General features: G+C 71.2%; 13 protein-coding genes and 1 pseudogene. 4 read left to right on the top strand and 10 right to left on the bottom strand.

The genetic code is table 11. From position 1 onward, the window contains the following. Window positions 1-1,585: 1,585 nt before the first annotated feature. Window positions 1,586-2,668: a D-alanine--D-alanine ligase family protein gene (locus PPSIR1_RS03725; RefSeq protein ID WP_006969649.1), complete on the bottom strand. Its 1,083-nt coding sequence runs from the start codon at window positions 2,666-2,668 to the stop codon at window positions 1,586-1,588. Window positions 2,669-2,810: 142 nt separating this feature from the next. Between PPSIR1_RS03725 and PPSIR1_RS41735 the strand changes: the two genes are divergently transcribed. Both PPSIR1_RS41735 and PPSIR1_RS41730 read left to right on the top strand, forming a co-directional pair. Next, window positions 2,811-3,665, top strand: a complete 855-nt coding sequence (locus tag PPSIR1_RS41735) for a class I SAM-dependent methyltransferase (protein ID WP_006969648.1) — start codon at window positions 2,811-2,813, stop codon at window positions 3,663-3,665. 233 nt (window positions 3,666-3,898) lie between these two features. Next, on the top strand, window positions 3,899-6,070 hold the full coding sequence (locus PPSIR1_RS41730; RefSeq protein WP_157595166.1) for an RCC1 domain-containing protein: 2,172 nt from the start codon (window positions 3,899-3,901) through the stop codon (window positions 6,068-6,070). Between the two features lie 438 nt (window positions 6,071-6,508). On the opposite strand, the gene PPSIR1_RS03710 is transcribed toward PPSIR1_RS41730, so the two are convergent. The 7 genes from PPSIR1_RS03710 to PPSIR1_RS03680 all read right to left on the bottom strand — a co-directional run bounded on the left by PPSIR1_RS03710 (window position 6,509) and on the right by PPSIR1_RS03680 (window position 16,938). Continuing rightward, the gene (locus tag PPSIR1_RS03710; RefSeq protein ID WP_157595165.1) at window positions 6,509-7,327 is read right to left on the bottom strand and encodes an aKG-HExxH-type peptide beta-hydroxylase; all 819 of its coding nucleotides are present in this window, start codon (window positions 7,325-7,327) and stop codon (window positions 6,509-6,511) included. A 68-nt stretch (window positions 7,328-7,395) separates the two neighbouring features. Next, window positions 7,396-8,259, bottom strand: a complete 864-nt coding sequence (locus PPSIR1_RS03705) for a glutamate--cysteine ligase family protein (protein WP_006969643.1) — start codon at window positions 8,257-8,259, stop codon at window positions 7,396-7,398. Beyond that, a complete protein-coding gene (locus PPSIR1_RS03700) occupies window positions 8,256-9,425 on the bottom strand; it encodes a radical SAM protein (protein ID WP_006969642.1) in 1,170 nt (389 codons plus the stop codon). Before PPSIR1_RS03700 ends, PPSIR1_RS03705 begins: the two co-directional genes overlap by 4 nt. Then, window positions 9,422-10,060 carry a hypothetical protein gene (locus tag PPSIR1_RS03695; RefSeq protein ID WP_006969641.1) on the bottom strand — a complete coding sequence of 213 codons (639 nt, stop codon included), beginning with the start codon at window positions 10,058-10,060 and terminating at the stop codon, window positions 9,422-9,424. The genes PPSIR1_RS03700 and PPSIR1_RS03695 overlap by 4 nt, the downstream gene beginning before the upstream one ends. A gap of 51 nt (window positions 10,061-10,111) precedes the next feature. Then, window positions 10,112-14,983 carry a LamG domain-containing protein gene (locus tag PPSIR1_RS03690; protein WP_006969640.1) on the bottom strand — a complete coding sequence of 1,624 codons (4,872 nt, stop codon included), beginning with the start codon at window positions 14,981-14,983 and terminating at the stop codon, window positions 10,112-10,114. A 122-nt stretch (window positions 14,984-15,105) separates the two neighbouring features. Continuing rightward, complete coding sequence (locus PPSIR1_RS03685; protein ID WP_006969639.1) at window positions 15,106-16,083, bottom strand: hypothetical protein; 978 nt, start codon at window positions 16,081-16,083, stop codon at window positions 15,106-15,108. A 99-nt stretch (window positions 16,084-16,182) separates the two neighbouring features. Next, on the bottom strand, window positions 16,183-16,938 hold the full coding sequence (locus PPSIR1_RS03680; protein WP_006969638.1) for a CPBP family intramembrane glutamic endopeptidase: 756 nt from the start codon (window positions 16,936-16,938) through the stop codon (window positions 16,183-16,185). 57 nt (window positions 16,939-16,995) lie between these two features. Between PPSIR1_RS03680 and PPSIR1_RS03675 the strand changes: the two genes are divergently transcribed. Next, entirely contained in the window at window positions 16,996-17,577 is a 582-nt protein-coding gene (locus PPSIR1_RS03675) for a TetR/AcrR family transcriptional regulator (RefSeq protein ID WP_006969637.1), read from the top strand. Window positions 17,578-17,605: 28 nt separating this feature from the next. Next, window positions 17,606-18,865, top strand: a complete 1,260-nt coding sequence (locus PPSIR1_RS03670; protein WP_006969636.1) for an O-antigen ligase family protein — start codon at window positions 17,606-17,608, stop codon at window positions 18,863-18,865. Here the strand turns inward: PPSIR1_RS03670 and PPSIR1_RS03665 are convergent. Beyond that, window positions 18,823-20,109 (bottom strand): lipopolysaccharide biosynthesis protein, encoded by a 1,287-nt coding sequence (locus tag PPSIR1_RS03665; protein WP_045115328.1) that lies wholly within the window; start codon window positions 20,107-20,109, stop codon window positions 18,823-18,825. The two genes, PPSIR1_RS03670 and PPSIR1_RS03665, sit on opposite strands and share 43 nt — an antisense overlap. After that, a pseudogene (locus PPSIR1_RS03660) lies at window positions 20,106-20,590 on the bottom strand (hypothetical protein); the annotation flags it as partial. The pseudogene PPSIR1_RS03660 and the gene PPSIR1_RS03665, both read right to left, overlap by 4 nt.

Raw genomic sequence — 20,590 nt, 5'->3', positions numbered from 1 at the left:
ACTGCGGTGCTGGGTTGGCTCCGGCGGTGCGTGGGACTGCGGTGCTGGGTTGGCTCCGGCGGTGCAATTTGGACTGCGGTGCTGGGTTGGCTCCGGCGGTGCAATTTGGACTGCGGTGCTTGGTTGGCTCCGGCGGTGCAATTTGGACTGCGGTGCTGGGTTGGCTCCGGCGGTGCAATTTGGACTGCGGTGCTGGGTTGGCTCCGACGGTGCAATTTGGACTGCGGTGCTGGGTTGGCTCCGACGGTGCTCCGCGGCCTATTCGGCGGGCTCCTCCCCACTCCTGCGCTCGAGCCGAGCTACACCTCATTGCTCTTCCAAGTCTGTACTCGGCTCGGTGCTCGTCGCAGGGACCCCTCCCGCCGAGCGGCCTGCTGTGTATGCGCCAGAAAAATGCCGGGCTAACCAACACGAGGTCCGCGGCCGCCGGTTGCATCCCCACCAACCTCCACAACCAGCAAAGTCCCAGCAACCATGGTCTTCACCCCCGCCAAAACATTTCCCCTCGCCGCCCCATGACCGGAGCCGCAGCGAGCGAAGCGAGCGTGAGGTGGATGAATCGCGCGCAGCGAAGCGAGCACGATTCATCGTCGGGGCGGACGCTGTCGAGGGCCTCCCGATAGCACCTCATGGGGAAAAATAGCCTGCTCTCCAACCCGGGCTGCATGCAGCAGTGGTCGTACAACCCCACCGCACGCAGCAGTAGTCGTACAACCCGGGCTGCACACAGCAGTAGTCGTACAACCCCACCGCCGACAGCAGCGGTCGTACAATCCCACCGCCGACAGCAGCGGTCGTACAACCCCCACCCGCCAACAGCAGCAGCCGTACAACCTACCGCCAACAGCAGCAGCCGCCCTCCCCCACGCCTGAGACGGAGAACGCCCTTGCGAAGGCTGGCGCGAACCAGACGGGGAGACCCCCTCAGCCGCGAGTTCCGCAGCCGGCCAACAGCCAACCTTCAAGCACCCCAACGCCCACCGGCGAGGACCTGTCTGAGCGGTGAGGGGGTCTCCCCGTCTCGCGCCTGCACCGGCGAGCACCCGAGACGACCTAAGTCCAGGACAGCAGCCGCCCTCCCCCACGCCTGAGACGGAGAAGGCCCTTGCGAAGGCTGGCGCGAACCAGACGGGGAGACCCCCTCAGCCGCGAGTTCCGCAGCCGGCCAACAACCTACCTTCAAGCACCCCAACGCCCACCGGCGAGGACCTGTCTGAGCGGTGAGGGGGTCTCCCCGTCTCGCGCCTGCACCGGCGAGCACCCGAGACCACCTAAGTCCAGGACACAATTAACGGCCCCCCCCCCACGCTCGAGACGGAGAAGGCCCTTGCGAAGGCTGGCGCGAACCAGACGGGGCGACCCCCTCAGCCGCGAGTTCCGCAGCCGGCCAACAGCCAACCTTCAAGCACCCCAACGCCCACCGGCGAGGACCTGTCTGAGCGGTGAGGGGGTCTCCCCGTCTCGCGCCTGCACCGGCGAGCACCCGAGACCACCTAAGTCCAGGACACAATTAACGGGCCCCCCCACGTTCGCGTCCGCACCGGCGAGCACCCAACCCCCCTGAGTCCAGGAGGACACCAAACCCTCAGCGCGTCGTCGACAGCCCGCGACGCTGCTCGTACGCCGCCAGCCCCAAGTCGACCAACTTCGAGATCAGCTCCGTATACGAGACCCCCGCAACCCCCATCAGCTTCGGGTACATGCTGATGCTCGTGAACCCAGGCAGCGTATTGACCTCGTTGAGCCACGGCTCCAACGAGTCACGCTCGACCAGAAAGTCGACCCGAGCCAACCCAGAACACCGCGTCGCCCGAAACGCCCGCAGCGCCAGCTCCTGGAGCCGAGCGGTCGTCGCCGCAGGCAACTCCACGGGGATCGCGTAGCTCGCGACGTCATCCACGTACTTGGTCTCGTAGGTGTACCACTCGCCCTTGGGCAAGATGATCTCCCCCGGCGGACTGACCACCGTGTCCGGTCCGCCATCTCCAAACACCGCCAGCTCGATCTCCCGAGCGTCCAGCCCCTTTTCGATCACCACCTGCGCGTCGTAACGCAGCGCGAGATCCAGCGCGGCGTCCAAGGACGCGAGGTCATCGGCTCGGCTGACACCCACCGACGAGCCCTGGTTCGCCGGCTTCACGAAGAGCGGAAAGCCGTGGGCCTCGGCCGCCGCGTGGGCGCGCTCGAAGACCCGCTCGCGGCCCTCGAGGACCAGGTCGACGCTGATGCCCGGGGTGACGGGGATGTCGTTGGGCGCGGCGGCGACGTAGCGCTTGAACGCGACCTTGTCCATGCACAGGGAGGAGGCGAGGACGCCGGAGCCGACGTAGGGCACGTCGAAGACCTCGAACAGGCCCTGGATGGTGCCGTCCTCGCCGTAGGGGCCGTGGAGCAAGGGGAAGGTGCAGGCGCAGCTGCGCAGGAAGGCGCCGAGGTCGGCGATGGGCTCGCCGGACTCGAGCACGGCGCGCAGCGGGGCCTCGGTGGGGCCGGGGAGGCTCGCGTCGATGGGGCCGGTCTTGAACGCGCCCTCGCGGGTCACGGCGACGGCGACGGGCTCGAAGCGGGAGCGGTCGACGGCGGCGAGGACCTCCGTGGCGCTGCGGATCGAGACGTCGTGCTCCGAGGAGCGGCCACCGTAGACGAGAGCGAGGCGCTGGGGGCTCATGATCGCTGGAAGGTATCAGGAAAGGGCCGGAGGTCGAAAAGCCCGGCACATCGGGTCACGAAGGGGCTGAGACGTGGTTGAGGTGCAGGTCGACGCCTCATCCGGGTGGTGCATTCCGCGGGCTGAGGTATGGTCTGGGACCGTGGCCGACGAGTTCGCCCAGCCCGACTGCGTGTTCTGTGGGTACCGCGAGGCGCCCGTGCACCTGAAGCGCCCGCGCTTCGCGGTTCGCCACTGCCCGCACTGCAAGGTGCTGTGGTGCGACCCGACGCGCTTCGGCAGCGAGTTCAACGCGGACGACGAGGCGGCCTACCTCGAGGTCGAGGCGACGGTGCACCAGGAGAACGCGGCGCGCCTGGGGGCGCTCGAGCGCCACGCGAACGCGCGCACCCACCCGCGCGTGCTCGAGGTCGGCTGCATGCACGGCGACTTCATCTACCAGGCACGCTCGGCGGGCTACGCCGCGGAGGGGGCGGACCTGTCGGAGTCGGCGGTGGCCGAGGCGAACCGGCGCATGCCCGGCTCGGTGCGCCTGGCGAGCCTCGACGAGCACTACGAGGACGGCTCCCTCGACGCGGTCGCGGCCTTCAACGTCATCGAGCACATGGACCAGCCGGCGGCCTTCCTCGACGCGGTCCGTCGGGTCCTGCGCCCGGGTGGGCTGCTGGTCGCCGAGACCCCGGCGCAGGAATCGGTCTACCACCACGTGCTGTTCCTGCGCGGTCGCCTGCAGCCGCAGGGGGCCTTCGAGGTCGGCGTCCACCCGGGCACGCACATCTTCAAGTTTGGGCGCGCGGCGTGGCGGCAGATCCTCCAGGACCGGGGCTTCGAGCTCCTGGAGCAGACGCCCCGATCGACGCCCCTGCCGGAGCTGCTGGCGAAGAACAAGTCGGACCCGGTGCTGCGCGCGGGCATCGTGGGCTTTGGCCTGCTCGGGCGCGCGACCGGCTGGGAGAACCGGCTGCTGGTCGTGGCGCGCTACCTCGGTGCCAGCTAAACGCCCGGCCAGTTGATGGCGGGGGCTGGGCGCGAGCGAAGCTGCGGCTGTCCATGACCGCGCGCTTCGGATCCTTCGCGTGAATTTGCGGGAGCCGTCGACGCGCGCTGCGGCCGATCCAACTCGGGGTCGGGGACCCACCAAATTGCCCGGAGTCGCCGGACAGGGGGGTTCTTCGGGTGTACATTCGAGCCATGCGGTCTGCTTTTCGGCGTGGGGGCGCCACTTACGCCTTGGGCGCTTCGACTACCTGCTCGAGCGCGGCTTCGGCGATGCTGTGGGGGGCCCTACTTTGCGGGGCTTTGACGGTCACCGGGTGCGGGCGCACGGACGCGACGGTCGACGTCCCGCCGGACCAGCAGGAGACGAGCTTTTCCTTCGAGGACACCTCCGACCTCGACACGGACACGGACACGACCGAGGGCGACCCAGAGTGCGGCGACGGCATCGTCGAGGGCGACGAGGAGTGCGACGACGGCAACGACTCGAACGCGGACATCTGCCTCAACAGCTGCGAGATCAACGAGTGCGGTGACGGCTTTTTGTTCGAGGGCGTGGAGGAGTGCGACCCGGGCGAGGACAACATCGGGCCCTCGGAGGCCTGCGTGCCCGGCTGCTTCCTCAACGTGTGCGGCGACGGCTTCGACGGCCCCGGCGAGCAGTGCGACGACGGCAACGGCATCGACGGCGACGGCTGCAACAACGACTGCACCACGGGCTTTTGCGGCGACGGGGTCCTCGACCCGGGCGAGGAGTGCGACGACGGCAACTTCGACGACACCGACGCGTGCCTGGCGACCTGCGTGGCCGCGAGCTGCGGCGACGGGGTGACCTGGGCGGGCGTGGAGGAGTGCGACCAGGGCGGGCTCAACTCCGACGCGGGCGAGTGCACGCTCTCGTGCCTGCTCAACGTGTGCGGCGACGGCAACCTGTTCGAGGGCGTGGAGGAGTGCGACCCCGGGGCGGACAACATCGGCCCCGGCCAGGAGTGCCTGACCGGCTGCGTGGTCAACGGCTGCGGCGACGGGGACCCGGGCGGTCCGGGCGAGGAGTGCGACGACGCCAACGCCGACAACACCGACGACTGCACCACCGAGTGCTTGCTCCCGACCTGCGGCGACGGCTTCGTGTGGGCGGGCAACGAGGAGTGCGACGACCAGAACGCCAACGACGACGACGCGTGCCACAACGACTGCTCGCGCACGGAGATCGTCCACGTGGCCATGGGCGGCAACCACACCTGCGCCCAGTACGACCACGGCAAGCTCAGCTGCTGGGGCAACGGCGACGACGGGCGCACGGGCTACGCGACCGAGGACAACATCGGCGACGACGAGCTCGCCCACAGCCTCGGCTTCGTGGACGTCGGCGGGACCATCGACTCGGTCATGACCGGCATCTCGCACACCTGCGTGCTGATGGCCGGGCAGATCCGCTGCTGGGGCCGGCCCACGGACGGCCAGGTCGGCGCGGGCAACATCGTCACGATCGGCGACGACGAGCCGCCCAGCGCCGCGCCCTTCGTGGACGTGGGCGGCCCGGTGACCCTCGCCAAGACCGAGGGCGGGGCCTTCCACACCTGCGCCGTGCTCGAGAACGGGGACCTGGTGTGCTGGGGCCGGGAGAACGAGGGCCGCCTCGGCTACGCCCTCGGGGCCTTCGCCGAGGACGTGGGCGACGACGAGACCCCGGCCGAGTGGGTCGACCTGTTCGGCCCGGTCAACGTCGGCGGCACGGTCACCGGCCTGGCCCTGGGCTTCGCGCACACCTGCGCCCTGCTCGAGGACGGCACCGTGCGCTGCTGGGGCGAGGCCAACAACGGCCAGCTCGGCTACGGCGTCAACGAGGACGTGGGCGACGACGAGACCCCGGCCTCGGCCGGCGCCGTGCCCCTGGGCAACACCGCAAAGTCCATCGCCGGCGGGTGGTTCCACAACTGCGCCATCCTCGAGGACGACACGATCAAGTGTTGGGGCAAGGGCAACGAGGGCCGCCTCGGCTACGGCAACGTCGCCTGGGTCGGCCTGGTCAACACCCCCGACGCCGTGGGCACCGTCGACGTCGGCGGCACCCCGGTCGAGGTCGACTGCGGCAACGCCCACAGCTGCGCCCTGCTCGACGACGGCACCCTGCGCTGCTGGGGCTGGGGCGCCCGCGGTCAGCTCGGCTACGGCAACGCGACCAACGTCGGCGACAACGAGAGCCCCGCGTCGGCGGGCGCCGTCGACATCGGCGGCGTGGCCACGGACGTGTTCGTCGACGGCAACCACACCTGCGCGGTGCGGGCCGACGGCCGGGTGCTGTGCTGGGGCGACGGCGGCGAGGGGCGGCTGGGGTATGGGAACTTGAACTTCGTCGGCGACGACGAGGTGCCCGCCTCCGTCGGGGCGCTCCAGCTGTTTTGATGATGCCCCCATTATGCCCCCACAGGGGGCGGAGGACCGGGGGCGCTTTGTCGCTCCGCTCCTCCGCTTTGGCTTGGTGGGCAATGGGGTTCGTGCCCGCTAGGGTGCATGTGGTCGCCCCCGCTCGCGGGGGCGTTTGTTCGTTCGGAGGTCTGGGTCGTGGCGGTGGGGTGGGGTCGGGCGTGATGGGTTTGGGGTCGGCCTAGGGGTCGAAGCGGACGCCGTCGAGGACGGCTTCGACCTTGGCCTCTTGGCCGACGTTGTGGGTGGCGAGTGCGGTCACGTGGCGGCCTTGCCAGGGGACGCACAGGGCTCGCTTCCAGACTTCGGGGCCCCAGTCTTCGTACTCGAAGGCAGGGGGGGTCGTGCACGCCCGAGCGGACGCGTGAGGGGCGGTGTGTTCGCGATGTTGTCCGCGCTTTGGGGTGCGTGAGCGGCTTACGCGGGCGAGCGCTCGAGCCACTCGCGGCCGCGGCGGAGCACGTCCTCGGCCCACTCGACGAAGGCGCCCACGAAGCGCTCGCCGGCGGCGTCGGTCTCGATGTGCTCGCGGATCGTCTCGAGCCCCGGCGTCAGGCGCTGGACGTTGCGCTCGAGGAAGGTGCGCAGGGCGAGGCGCTCGCGGGGGTCGTCGCCGCGTTCGGCCTGGGCCTCGATCATGCGCAGCAGCAGCTCGGTGACGTGGATGAAGGAGTACTCGCCGTGGAGTACGGCGGTCATCGGGCGCGGGCGATCGAGGACGATGGGGCTGGGGTAGAGGCGCTCGGGGTCGTTGACCACGATGCGATCGGCGCGCTCTACCAATACGCCGAGGCCGAACAATTTTTGATGCGCGGCCTCGTGCACGAAGGCCTGGGCCAGGCCGCGGGGGTCGTAGTAGGTCGCAAATACGAGGCCAAAGCGGCGTTTGTCGAAGTGGCTCGAGGAGCCGCGGGCCTCGGCCCAGCGCTCGCGGGGGACCTCGGCGTCGAGGATGGGGTTGAAGGTGTCGATGAGCTCGCGGACGAGGGCGTAGCCGGCGGGCCAGCGCGCGACCTCGGCCTCGGCGATGGCGAGGTTGGGGTGGTCGAGCTCGCCGTTGGTGTAGCGCGGGAGCAGGCAGCGGGGTCGAGCGTGGCGCAGGGCCACGGCGCCGTCGAAGAGCGTGGGCTCGCCGGGCCGGGGCGGGCCCAGAGCGCTCTCTCCTGCCCAGCGGCCCTCCCGGGTCCTGGCGAGGCGTCGGGCTATGCGGGCGCCCTCGCCGGCGGCGTCGGGCAAGGCGAGCGCGGCCCAGTCCAGGTCTGACTCTGGCGCTGGCACTGGCGCTGGCACTGGCACTGGCTCGCTCATGGCGACTCCCCGCTCGCCTCGGCGTGGGCGAGGCCGCGGCGCCAGCCGACGCTGTGCAGCAGCTTGTGGTGGTTTGGGTCGCGGTAGGGGAAGCGCTGACCCACGGCGGCGTGCTCGGGCATGACGCGGCCCGGCCGGCGGCGGACCACCGCGCTCGCGCAGGGATCCGTGTCCCAGCTGAGCTTGACCACCGGCGTGCGCAGCTCGACGACGCCGTGGAGGGCGTTCCACTCCATGGGCCAGTCGAGGACCTGCTCGAGGTGCTCGGCGAGCTCCGCAGGCGCGCGATCGAGGCGCCCCCGGGCCCGGTCGACGCTGGCCTCGCAGCGCGGGCCGCAAGGATCGTGGGCGCAGGCGTGGACGCCGATGGGCGCGAGCATGCGGTTGAGCAGCGCGGGCCCTTCGACCTCGCCCTGCAGCTCGCCGTGGGTCCCCCACGCGCCGTCGCGCCAGCGCGCCTCGACGTGGGTCCGCCGCCAGGCGGCGGCGCAGCAGGGCGGGAGCCCCAGGGCCGCGAGCACGGCGTCCAGATCGCCGCGGTGCCAGCTGCCGGGGACGTCGGCGTCGGCGCGGGTGAGCAGCGTGGGGTTTTGGACGTGCGGGGCCAAGTCTTCGCGTCGAGGCATGCGCAGGGCGACCAGGCCGTGGGCCCGCGCGCGCTCGCGCAAGGCCGAGACCTCCGCCGGCGTCGGGTCGACCAGCCGCGCGGCGCCGGCTTTGGAAGCGACCGCCTCGAGGGCCAGGGTCTCGAGCCCAGCGGCCAAGCTGGCGAGGCGCGGCTCCCAGTGGGCCCGAGCCTCGGCGCTGACCCACAGCCAGCGACGAAAGCGGGGCAGGTGAAAGTCGAGGCGGGCGATCACGGCGAGCTCTCCTCGCGGGCGAGGCGACGGCGCAGCTGGGCGAGGCTGGGGTTCTCGCCGCGGGCCCAGGCCCGGGTCAGGCGCGCCTCGATGGCCGGCCGAAGGGGGCTGCGCGACAGCGGCTCCTCGCCCTTGGCGATCAGCTCGGCCTCGAGGCGCTCGAACAGCGCGAAGTAAACCTCGCAGTGCTCGCTGCGGTTGCGCCAGTCGCCGTCGATGCCCGTGCCCGGGCAGTGGCCGCGGCAGGCCGTGAAGAAGCGGCAGCCCTGGCAGCCGCCGTGGGCCTGGGGGGTCTGGTAGAGCAGCAGCGAGCGCAGGTAGGCCGGGGCGTCGGCCTTGCCAAAGTCCACGCCCTCTTTGTTGGTCCGCCCGCAGTTGCTCAGCTCGCCGCGGCCCTCGACGCTGCGCACGGCGGCGGTGGTGTAGGGGTCGCACGAGCGCCACACGCAAGACGCCCGCTCGTCCTCGCCGAGCAGCATGGTGCGCATGTCCCCGAACACGTCGAGGCCCATGCGCAGCTCGTTCTCGAGGGCGGCGAAGGCCTCGAGGGCGGCGAGGTTCTCGGCGGTGTCGAGGGCGTAGCGCGCCCCGACGGCCGCGTCGTCGACCTCGAGCAGGTGCAGGCGGGCGCCGAGCAGGCCCATGGCGTCGAGCTCTCGGACCCAGGTGAGCAGCCTCGGCAGGCGCTCGGGCGAGGCGTTTTGCCGGTGCAGGGTCAGGATCAAGCTGGTCGGGACCTCGGCCTCGCACAGCTGGCGTAGGGCCGTCAGCGAGGCCTCGGTGCGCGCCCGGGTGCGCTCGAGGGTCCCGGCCCAGCGCGCGTCGTTGAGCTCGCCGGGGCCGTCGATGGACAGGCCCACGCGGACCCGGTAGCGCAGGAAGGCCTCGACGTGCGCGGCCTCGATCAGCGCGCCGTTGCTCTGGATCCGGTTTTGGCCGAAGCGCTCGAGGCCGTAGGCCCAGATCCGCTCGAGGTCGGGGAGGGGCACCAGGAGCGGCTCGCCGCCGAACAGGGCGAAGGGCTGACCCTCGGCCTCGAGGGTAGCGAGCATGGCGTCCATGTCGTAGGGCGGCGGCCTCGAGGCGAGGTCGCGCTGCGGGTTTTGGTAGCAGTACTGGCAGGCGAGGTTGCACTCCACGCCGAGGGGGCGGAGCTCGACGCTCATCCCTGGTGCTCGGCGGGGATCTGCTCGACCGGCGGGGCCGCGGGCTGGTCTCCGCGGGCGGCCTCCCGGGCGGCGCGGCGCTCGGCCTTGCGGGCGGCTCGCTTCTCGGCGCGCTTGGCCTCGCGCTCGGCCTTGCGGGCGGCCCTCTTCTCGGCGCGCTTGACCAGGCGCTTGCGCAGGGCCCCGCGACCGTTGAGCGGCATGGTCAGCCACACGGTCTTCGCGTCCTCTTGGACCACCTCGACGCGCATGGCCTCGGATAGCTCGAGCTTGCTCAGGTGGGCGCGGGCGAGGCCGGCCGGGTCCTCGCACAGCGCCGCGCAGAAGGCCTCGTCGGTGGCGGCGCGGTGGGCCGTGGCGACGGACAGGCCGCGCAGGCCGGGGATGGCCTGCTTGCCCTCGGGCGGCTCGATCGCGCCCAGGAAGGCGTGCCCGGCGAAGGGCAGGACCTGGTGGATCTTGTCGTCGAGGTCGAAGGCGACGCGCACCTCGACGCCCGGAGGCAGGGACTCACCGAGGGCCTGCTCGAGGGTCCCCTTGGGGTCGTTGGCGAGCTTGCGCAGCTCGCCCGCGTTGGCGGCGGCTTGCTCGAGGATGGCTTGTTCGATGGACCAGCGATTGCGTGCGTTTGCCATGGTTCGCTCCCAGTTCCCAGTTCCCAGTTCCCAGTTCCCAGTTCCCAGTTCTCAGTAGCCGCCGAGGTCGACGTAGTCGATGTGGGGGATGATGTCGACGAAGGGGATCCAGCTGCCGCCGAACACGTCGGCCATGAAGTCGCCGACCTCGCTGGCCGCGTAGCCGGCCCCGCTGAGGGCAGAGCTGACCGCGTCGTCGGCGAAGCCGCCCGCGTCCTTGAGCCACCGACCGGTCTGGTCGACGCTCCAGTTGAAGCTGTTCTTGAGGATCGAGGCGGCCTCCTGCGCGCCGACGGACAGCATCCCGACGGCGTCGCCAGCCGCCACGCCGAAGCTCGAGACCAGGCCCTCGGCGATGTCGGCCGCGGCCGCGCCCGCGTTCTCGAAGAACTTCGCGGCGTCCTCGGCCACGGCGGTGACGTTGGTCTTGACCCAGTCGAAGGCGATCTGCGCGGCCTCGGCGATGGAGCCGAGCAGGCCGCTGACGATCAGGTCCTTGGCGAAGTCGTAGAAGGCCTCGGCGAGCTCGCCGACGTCCTTGAAGGGGACGGTGATCGTGAACGGCCCGGGAGAGTAGCTCACGCCCATGGCCGAGAAGGAGAAGGAGATCGACTGGCTGAAGCTGTGCGCGTCGACCTCGGTGACGATGGTCGTGCCCACGGACAGGCCGATGTCGTAGCCCGCGATCGACACGCTCACGCCGATGGTCGGGCCGTAGCTGAGCCGGAACAGGCCGTCCTCGAGGGTCACCGAGGTGTCCTGGTAGATGCCCATGCCCCCGGAGCTCAGGTGCGCCGTGAAGCCCTTGTTGCTCAGCTCGGCGTAGGTGCTGCTCTTGTACAGGCCGCCGAGCAGGCGGAACTCGCCGTCGATCTTGCCGCCGACCTTCGAGCGCGAGAACTCCACGTCCACGGACGCGCCGTCGTTGCCGTTGGTGCTGGTCAGGCGCAGGAACTCGACGCCGCCGGCCTGGAGCACGATGGGGTCGATGTTGCCCTTGAAGGAGCCGCCCTCGTCGAAGTCGAGCTCACCCTCGACCTCGGCGTTGAGGCCCCACAGGTTCAGCTTGCCGCCGAGCTTGAAGCCCGGGTCGTAGCTCTTGCCCGCGATGGTCCCGCCCTTGGGCGCGATGTAGAGCTGCAGGTCGGTGATCGCCACGTCGAGGATGCCGCTGACGTCGAGCCAGCTGCCGGTCAGCGCGTCGATCAGCTTGGGCAGGTCGATGCCCTCCTCGCTGTAGATGTCGAGGATGCACTTCGAGGCGTCGCTGCTGTCGATCAGGATGCCGACGCGGGCGCCGAGCAGGCCGCTGCCGATGTGCACCTCGCCGCGGACGCCGAGCACGATCCACGGGAAGGTCGGGGTCGCGCCGACCTGCACGCCGAGGCCGGCGATGGTCAGGCCGCGGATGCCGAAGGGGTCCTTCCAGGCTCCGTCGGCGGCGTCGAGGGCACCCCAGACCGTGACCGAGTTGCCCGCGCCCGCCGTGGCTTCGATGCCGCCGCGGAGCTTCAGGATCTCTCCGGCGAGGTCGAGGCGGAAGGCGATCTCGGCGCCCACGGTGGTGTCCGTGAGCTGCTTGCTGACGTTGAGCGAGATCGACTCGAACACGATCAGCGAGGTGCCGAGCTCGACCTCGAGCATGAGCGCCGCGCCGACGAAGAAGTTCTTTTCTGCGCCGCTCTCGGCGCCCACGGCGAGCACGACCTCGCGGGTGTCGAGGCCCAGCTGCGGGAAGGTCGAGTGGAGGAAGTTGAAGGGCGGGACCTCGGAGGCCATCAGCGTGGTGAACACGTTGAAGCCGGCCAGGTACGAGCCCAGCTCGCTGTCTTCACCCTCGGCGTTGGCCAGGATGATGATGCTGTCGTCGTAGATCGCGAGGTAGGGGGAGACGAGGGTCTCGACGAAGGGCCGGATCGCGCTGGGGATCTGCGCGATCACGTGGTCCTGGATGACCGTCGAGATGCTCCGCGACTGCGGCAGCCCGAACTTGACCATCCACTCGAATTCCTCGCCCTTGGCCAGGGCGATCTCGAGGGGGTCGACGCTGACGTCGAAGGGCGCGGTCAGGGTGGCCGTGCCCGCGTAGCTGATGGCCTTGGCGAAGGGCTCGACCGTGACCGCGCCCGCGAACTCGATGGGCAGGTTGAAGGGCACGAACATCACCTCGACCTCGATGGACTCGAGGTTCTTCAGGGCGTCCGGGAGCTCGGCGGGCTGCACCGTCGTCGGCGCGCCCTCGCTCGCGCCCAGGCTGCTCTGCCCGCTGACCACGCCCACCTGGGGCGCGCCGGCGCTGGCTTGCGAGGTCGCGGGGATCAGGGTCGGGCCGACGTGCCAGCGCGGGGCGTTGTAGATCGTGCCGTGGTTTTGGCCCTCGCTGAGGTCCCAGGCCCGATCGCCGCTGCCCTTGGACAGGGGCCAGTAGCCGGCCAGGCCGGACTCGGTGCCGCGCATGCGCCGGTCGAGGTTGGCGGCGATCTGCTCGTCGGTGCGCGCCGTGGACCACACGCGGACCTCGGCCAGGTCCCCCTCGAAGCGCTCGACGTAGCCGGCGGCGAGGGTCAGGTTGTTGCCGCCGGCGGTCGCGGCCGGGTAGGGCATGGTCCGCTCGTTGACGCGCCTGCCGTCGATGACCCAGCGCAGCGAGTTGTTGGTGAAGTCGCGGACGATCGCCACGTGGGTCCAGCGCTGTGCCGCGACCGTGCCCTCCGGCGTGTGATGACCGATGTAGGGCGAGCCGTTGGCCCCGGAGGTCCCGGTGTAGTAGCCGATGCTGCCGTTGGGCTCGAGGGTGATGGTGCCCTCGCCGCCGTAGGCCTTGGCGAGGGGGTTTTGGCGCTTGCCGAGGACCTGCGGGCGCAGCCACATCTCGATGGTCTGGTCGCCCGTGATCTGCACCGCGCTCGGGTTGCCGATCTGCACGTAGTCGTCGACGCCGTCGAAGCGCAGGGCGGCCGAGCAGGGGATGGCCGCGGGCAGGCGGTGGTCGCTCAGCCCGATCCTGGCGTCGGCTCGGAGCTGGCCATGGTTGGCGTAGCGCGAGCGATCCTCCGTGCCCTCGCCGGTGCCGCCAGCGAGGGGCCAGTAGCCAGCCAGGCCCTCCTCCACGCCGACGAGGCGGCGATCCTTGTCGGCGCGGATCTCCGCCTCCGTGCGCGCGATGGACCACAGGCGCACCTCGGTCAGCTCGCCGTCGAAGTTGTGCACGTAGCCGGAGCCGATGGTCAGCGGGGCGCCGCTGGCCGTGATGCTCGAGTAGGCGAGGTCGGTCTCGCTGGTCTCGACGCCGTCGATGTACCAGGTCAGGGTCTGCGTCCCCAGGTCGCGGACGATGGCCACGTGGGTCCACTGCCCCGCGGCGATGTTGGCCGCCGCGGTGAAGCCGATGTAGGGCGAGGTGTTGGCGCCCGACTGGCCGCAGTAGTAGCTGATCGAGCCGTTGACCTCGAGGGTGATGGTGCCCTCGCCGCCGTAGGCTTTGGCGATGGGGTTTTGGCGCTTGCCGAGGATCCGCGGGCGCAGCCACAGCTCGATGGTTTGATCGCCGGTGACGGAGACCTGGGCCGAGTGGGGGATCTCGACGGAGTCGCTGGAGCCGTCGAGCTGCAGCGCCATGGGCCGGTTGAGGCCGGGGCCGTTGCTGGTCCAGCGCGGGTTCGAGATCACGCCGTCGTTGGCGTTGGGGCTCAGATCCCAGGCGCGGGCGCCCGGGCCGTCGTCGAGGGGCCAGTAGCCCGCGAGGCCGGCCTCGCTCCCGCGCAGCCGCCGTTGGTAGTTGGCCGCGAGCTCGTCGGCGCTGCGGGCCACGGACCACAGGCGCACGTCGCTGAGGTCGCCGTCGAAGTCCTCGACGTAGCCCTTGCCGATGCGCAGCGGCAAGCTGCCGGCGGTGATCGAGTCGAGGGTCAGCGCGCCGCTGCGGACGAGCTCGCCGTCGTGGTACCAGCTGAGGGTCTTGGCCGCCATGTCGCGGACGATGGCCACGTGGGTCCACCGGCCGGCCTGGACACCCACGTCGCTGTTGAAGCCGATGTAGGGCGAGCCGTTGCCGCCGGACTGGCCGCAGTAGTAGCTGAGCGAGCCCGTGGTCTCGAGGGTGATGGTGCCCTCGCCGCCGTAGGCCTTGGCGATGGGGTTTTGGCGCTTGCCGAGGACCCGCGGGCGCATCCACAGCTCGATGGTCTGGTCGCCGGTGATCTTGACGGCGGCGGGGCTGCCGATGTCGACGTAGTCGTTGGAGCCGTCGCAGCTCAGGGCCTCGACCCGCGGGTGGAAGGCGGGGCCGTAGCCGCGCCAGTGCCCCGAGTTGATCGTCCCGTTGTTGTTGCGACCCGAGCGGTCGTAGGCGACGGCGCCGCCGGACTCGTCGAGGGGCCAGTAGCCCGCGAGGCCGAGCTCGCTGCCGAGCAGGCGCATGCGCAGGTTGGCCTGGAGCTGGGCCTGGGTCCGCGCCACGGACCACAGCCGGACCTCGCTGATCTCGCCGTGGAAGCGCCCGGCGTAGCCGGTCCCGATGGTCAGCGGGTTGCTGCCGGCCTTGGCTTGGGGATGGGGGGCGGCCATCTCCTGGACCAGCCGGCCGTCGTGGTACCAGCGCAGCGTGCCGTTTTGCAGGTCGCGGACGATCGCGATGTGGGCCCACTCGCCCACGCGGATGATGGGCTCGCCGGTGCCGAAGCCGACGTAGGGCGAGTCGTTGCCGCCGCTGGTCCCGTAGTAGTAGTTGATCGAGCCGTCGGACTCGAGGGTGATGGTGCCCTCGCCGCCGTAGGCCTTGGCGATGGGGTTTTGGCGCTTGCCCAGGGCCGCGGGGCGGATCCACATCTCGATGGTCTGGTCCCCGGTGATCTGCGCTGCAGCCGGGTTGCCCAGGGCGATGTGGGTACCACTACCGTTGAAATACAAGGACGTGCTTTTCATCGCGCTCTCCAATCACCTCGGCGAAATGTCGCCCTACGATTCCAAAGGGCGATGCAAACTCTCACAGGCGAGCCGACGCGGTCAAGACACAAATTCATGTAAATATGGCCCCCTACCTGGGACTAGGGGCTGTTCTCCGGAATGGGTGGGGTCAGCCCAATGGCCATCTCGCTGATCTCTTGGGCAATGTGCACGTATTTCAAAATCACCGCATTTCCATGTGAGGTGCACATTAGCGTGTGCACACTATCGAGTGCCTCGGCGACGATTCCCTCGTCGAAGACCGCCGCCTCGAAGCGCGCCCAGGCCCCAGGCTCGACCTGGCCGCGGCGCAGCTCTCCGGAGCGCCGGCGCCGGCAGGCCTCCCAGGTCGCGCGCAGCTCCTCGCCGCAGGACCACCACAGCGCGCTGCGTTGCCCGGACAGGATGTCCTCGCGGGCGTCCTGAAGGTCATCGACGAGGCGCCAGGCCACGCTGAAGTCCTCGACCACCGCGGCGAGGCGCGGCCCACCAACCAGGCGCGGCGCGAGGGTCCAGATCGCGACCTCGTCCCGGAAGCGCTCGAGGTAGGCGCTGAGGTCTCCCACGGCTGCGCGGCCGGTGAGCGCCGCGAAGTAGCGAGCGATGGCCTCGCCGACTACCCCTGGGGTCTGGCCCCGGTGTTGGGCGAGGGCGAGGGCGTCCGCTTCGAAGCGGCGCCAGGCCGCGGCGCCGAGCTGCAGCCGCGCGGGCGTCGGGGCGAGCTGACCGTCGCACAGGTGGTCGTCCCACAGGTGCAGGAACAGGCCGTGGGCCTGCACGCTCTCGGCGAGGGCCCGGGCTTCATCGTCGAGCGCTGGCGCTTGCAGGAAGGTCCAGGTGGGCGGGTGAAACAGCTCGGTGAAGCTGCGCTGGCCCGCGCCGTAGCGGCGTAGATCGGCCTGTGCGTCGGCTTGCAGCGGGGCCGGGAGCGAGGCGCAGGTCTCGAGCAGCTTCGCGTCGAGGCGGGCGCACAGCTGGGTGCGCTCGGGCGAGGCTCGAGGCGCGCCAAAGCGGAGCTTGGCCAGCGCGCCCTCGCGGCGACGCCGGACCAGCGGACTCACGAAGGGCGTGTCATCCATCGCGGCGGATCCATCCGAGCCGGCGAGCGGCTCCCTTCGACGGTAGCACGCGCGTCGGGTTGGACCGTCGCCCCATCCCCTGGTCGGCGAGCCCCGGCTTCAGCTCTGCGCGGCCCACAGCACCGCGAAGATCGTCAGGTCCGCGAACACGTGGGCGATCCAGGGCGCGAGCAAGCCCTCGCAGCGCCAGCGGACGAAGCCCAGGGCGACGCCCCAGCTGCCGGCGAGCAGGACCCCCCACCAACCACTGGGAAAGCCGAACCAGTGCGCGACGCCAAAGGCGACGCCCTGGAGCACGATGGCGATCGCCGGGGTGCCGAGCTCGTCGAGGGCGCCTTGCATGAACGCGCGGAAGCACAGCTCTTCGAGGGCGGCGTTGACCGTGGCGAACACGAGGGCGCCGACGAGGAGCAGCGCGGCGGGGAGATCGGGGAAGGGGTAGCGGCCCGGGTCGGCGCTCGGGTCGAGGGCGAACCACAGCGGCAGGGCGACGGCGGCGGCGAGGGCCGGGACGAGCACGGGCAGCCACTCGACGCGGCCGCGGGTCAGCGGTGGTTGGCGAGCCTCGCGGAGCCACAGCAGCGCCGCCGGAAGGACCATGACGATCTGGGCCAGGGGCCACAGCGCAGGCAGCCAGCCCGTGCCGACCACGAGGGCTCCGCAGGCGAGGGCTGCGAGCATGCGTCGCGGCTTGGGGCCGGGGGTCATCGCGAGGGCGCCCGCGCCGAGGGCCAGGACCAGGCCGGGCCAGCCCAAGCGCTCCTCTGGACCGGCGCAGGCAACGCACCAGATCACGCAAAAGCTGGCTAGGCCCAGCCAGGCTGGGGCTTTGCGGCGCTCTGAGAAGTTGAGCATTAGCTCAACTCTAGTCGAAGTTGAGTCAATGCTCAACTTTTGCCACGCTGCCCGCTCGTGCGTCAGCCCAAGCAACGCCGCGCCACCCAGCGCCGCGAGTCGATCCTCGACGCCGCCGCCGAGCTCCTCGCCACCGTGGGCTACGAGGGCGTGACCACCAACGCCCTCGCGCGCCAGGCCGGGGCGTCGATCGGTACGGTCTACCAGTACTTCCCCAACAAGGAGGCCGTGCTCGAGGCCTTGCTCGAGCGCTACCGCGTGCGCTTGGCGGAGGCCCTGTTGCCGCCCTTGTCCCAGCCCGCCGAGGTCGAGGCCCAGATCGTGCTCGCCGGGGTCATCCGGGCCTTCGCTAACTTCTATCTCGAAGAACCAGGCTACGCCCAGCTGTGGCTCGGCACTCAGCTCGTCGGTCCGCTGCGGGAAGCCGGGGCGGCGTGGGGCTCGAGCTTCGCCGAGCTGTTCGGCGCGGCGCTCCAGGCCCGTGGCGCCGTGGAGCCAGCGCGGGCCGAGCTCGTCGCCGCCGTGCTCGTGCACGCCGTCAGCGCGGTCGTGTCCGCGGCGGTCTCGGAGCCGAGCCGGCGCGACGAGCTCGTGGACGAGGCCGTGCGCCTGGCCCAGGCCTACCTGCGCGCGGGCTGAGCTCGCCCATGCGGTGTACCCTCCGAGGGTGAGCGGGCAGCAGCAGCGCGGGCCGGTCTCGTCCAAGCGGGCCCGACTCGGCCGCCTCGACAGCTTCGAGTGGATCATGCTCGCGACCATGGGCCTGTGCGCGGTGGTGTTCATCGAGCCCGCGCCCTTCGACCTCCTCGCCGTCGGCCTGCTCCCCCTCGCCCTGCTCCTGCGCCGCCTCGCGATCCCCCGGGGCAGCGCCTTCGCGCTGGTCTGCGTCGCGCTGTTCATCGTCGCCAACGTGCTCTCGCTGCCGGCGGCCAAGCTGCTGTTCGTGGGCGCGCGCTTCTTTGCGATCACGGCCTACCTCATCCTCGCGTGGGCGCTGGTCCTGGGCTTCGTGGGCAAGAGCGGCGAGCGGGCGCTGCAGGTGCTGTTCGCGGGCTGGGCGATCGGGGCGACGGTGACCTCGGTGCTGGCGATCGGCAGCTACTTTGGCGTGCTGCCCTTCGCCGCGCGCATGGCCCCCCAGGGCCGGGTCCACGCGCTGTTCAAGGACGCGAACGTCTACGGGGCCTACCTGGTCGCGCCGGCGGTGTGGGCCGTGGCCCAGCTCGTCAGCCTCGAGCGCGGGCGCCGGCTGCCGTGGACGATCGTGCTGGTGGTCTGCGCCATGGGCGTGCTGCTGACCTACTCGCGCGGGGCGTGGATCAGCCTGGCCCTGGGCCTGGCGGTGTTCTTTGGCCTGCGCATGGTCGCCTTCGGCTCGCCGCGCTCGCGGGCCATGCTCTTGCTGATGGTCCCGGTCGCGGCGGTGCTGTTGGCGCTCGCCCTCGATCGCCTGGCCTCCGTCGACGTGGTCCAGACCATGCTCGACCAGCGCCTGGGCCTGCAGCGCTACGACACCGACCGCTTCGCGACCCAGCGCGAGGCCCTCGAGGTCGCCACGCGCACGCCCCTGGGCATCGGGCCCGGGCAGTCCGAGAGCACCTTCACCCGCGCGGCCCACAACGCCTACGTGCGCGCCTTCGTCGAGAACGGCTACCTGGGCGGGCTGAGCCTGGCGGCGCTGTTGTTCGGCTCCTTCTTTCGCTCGGCCTGGCTGGCGATCGACGCCGAGGACGTGCGCGTGCAGACGGCCATGGCCGTGGTCGCGGGCTCGCTCGCGGCGATCTGCGTCGAGTCCATGGTCATCGACAGCGTGCACTGGCGGCACACCTGGATCCTCGCGGGCATGGCCTGGCTGCCTGGGCTGACCCGCGGCGGTCAGCGGGGTCAGCGGGCGCGGGGGCCCACGGCCGCGTTGGCGCCGAGGTAGAGCGCGAAGCGGAAGGCGGCGACGGCCATCAGGGTCTCGACGGCGCCGGTGAGCCCGCCCGTCGGGATCCGCCACAGGGCGATCGCCAGGGCGAAGCCGAGGGCCACGGCGTTGAGCACCAGCTGCATGCGAAAGCGGCCCAGGGCCGTGAGGGTCTGGGACAGCATGTTGGCCAGACCCAGGACCACGGCGGCCCCGGACGCGAGCACCAGCTGGGGCAGGTAGGCGACGTAGTCCGCGGTGTAGGCGACGCGCAGGTAGAGGTCGCCGATGAGCGCGACGGCGAGCACGCCCAGGCCGTTGAGGACCAGGACCAGGCCCAGGAGCTTGGCGAGCAGGCGCCAGAACTGGCGGGCGTCGCCCTCGTCGGCGTCGACGTTGGCGAGCTTGGCCAGGCGAGGGATCGCGGCGTTGCCCAGGGCCATGTTGAACACGCCGCTGGCCTGGATGATCGACAGCACGGCGGCGAAGAAGCCGACCTGCTCGAGGCCGTGGCTGGCCTCGAGCACGTAGGCCGGCACGTTGCCCGCGATACCCAGGAGGCCGCCGGCGACCCCCATGGGCAGGGCCTCCCAGGCGAGCGCGCGCAAGGCTCGGCGCCGCGCCTCGCCGGGAGGGCTGGGGGCGAGGTCGTCGGGGCCCGTGGCGGCCTGGGCCCTGGGCAGGTCGTAGGCCAGGGTGAACAGCAGCAAGGCGGCGGCGGCGAGGCCCAGGGCCAGGAGCTCGCCGCCCAGCGCGAGGCCCAGGGCGAGCATGCCGATCCACAGCACGCCGCGCACGGCCCGGGAGATCCCGATGGGGTCCATGGCCTCGGCGCGCTGGGCCCGGGCGTAGAGGATGTCCGTGGCGCTGCCCGAGGCGCGGATCAGCGCGACGAGCAGCACCACCCCGATCGTCAGCGCGGGCCAGCCCCGGACCAGGCACACCCCGGCCGTGGCGGCGAGGGCCCCGGGGATCAACAGCATGCGCAGGCGCAGGTAGTCGCCGAAGCGCCAACGGCTGCGCACGTCGACGACGTAGATCGGGCGCAGGTGGAGGTTGGCGAGGACGATGATCGGCGTGGCGACGGCGAGGCCGAGGGCGTAGCGGCCCAGGGCCTCGGGGGAGCCGAGCTTGGCGACGACCATGAGCGAGAACCACTGGCAGGCCGCGAACACGCCCTCGCCGAGGAGGGTCCACGACAGGCTGCGACGGATCGACCCCGGCGCTGTCGGTGCTGTCGGTGCCGCGTCGTCTTCGCTCATCGCTGCCGGCTCGGGGTCTGACCGCGCACGCGATCGGCGAGGTCCTGGCGGCGCTTGCGGGTCGTCGGGTCGGCCCGGCGCGCCAGCAGATCTTCGAGGATTCGACCGGCGCGGTCCATGGCCGCCTCGTCGCCCACGCGCAGCAGGGCCAGGACCAGGGTCTCCTCGACGAGCCCGGGGTCGTCGAGGCCGGCCTCGAGGGCCGCCTCGAGCTCGTCCACGGCGCGGGCGAGCTGCGCCTTGGCCCGCTCGCCCTCGGCGCGCTCGACCAGGGCGAAGCGAGCCCGGGCGCGCAGGTGGTGGGCGCGGGCGAGCTCGGGGTCGGCGGCCAGGAGCAGGCGGGTGTGGTGCAGGGCCAGGGCCGGGTTGTCGCCGTCGAGGGCCAGCTCGGCGGTGAGCATGTGCGCGTCGGCGTCGTCGGGGTGGGCGCGCAGCCGGGCCTGGGTCAGCGCCCGGGCGTGGGCGGGGGAGCGGGCGCGCA

Origin of the sequence: Plesiocystis pacifica SIR-1, from assembly GCF_000170895.1 — a bacterium.
Lineage (GTDB): Bacteria > Myxococcota_A > Polyangia > Nannocystales > Nannocystaceae > Plesiocystis > Plesiocystis pacifica.
Note: the sequence above shows the minus strand (reverse complement) of the source record. Positions and strands in the feature narration are given on the sequence as shown.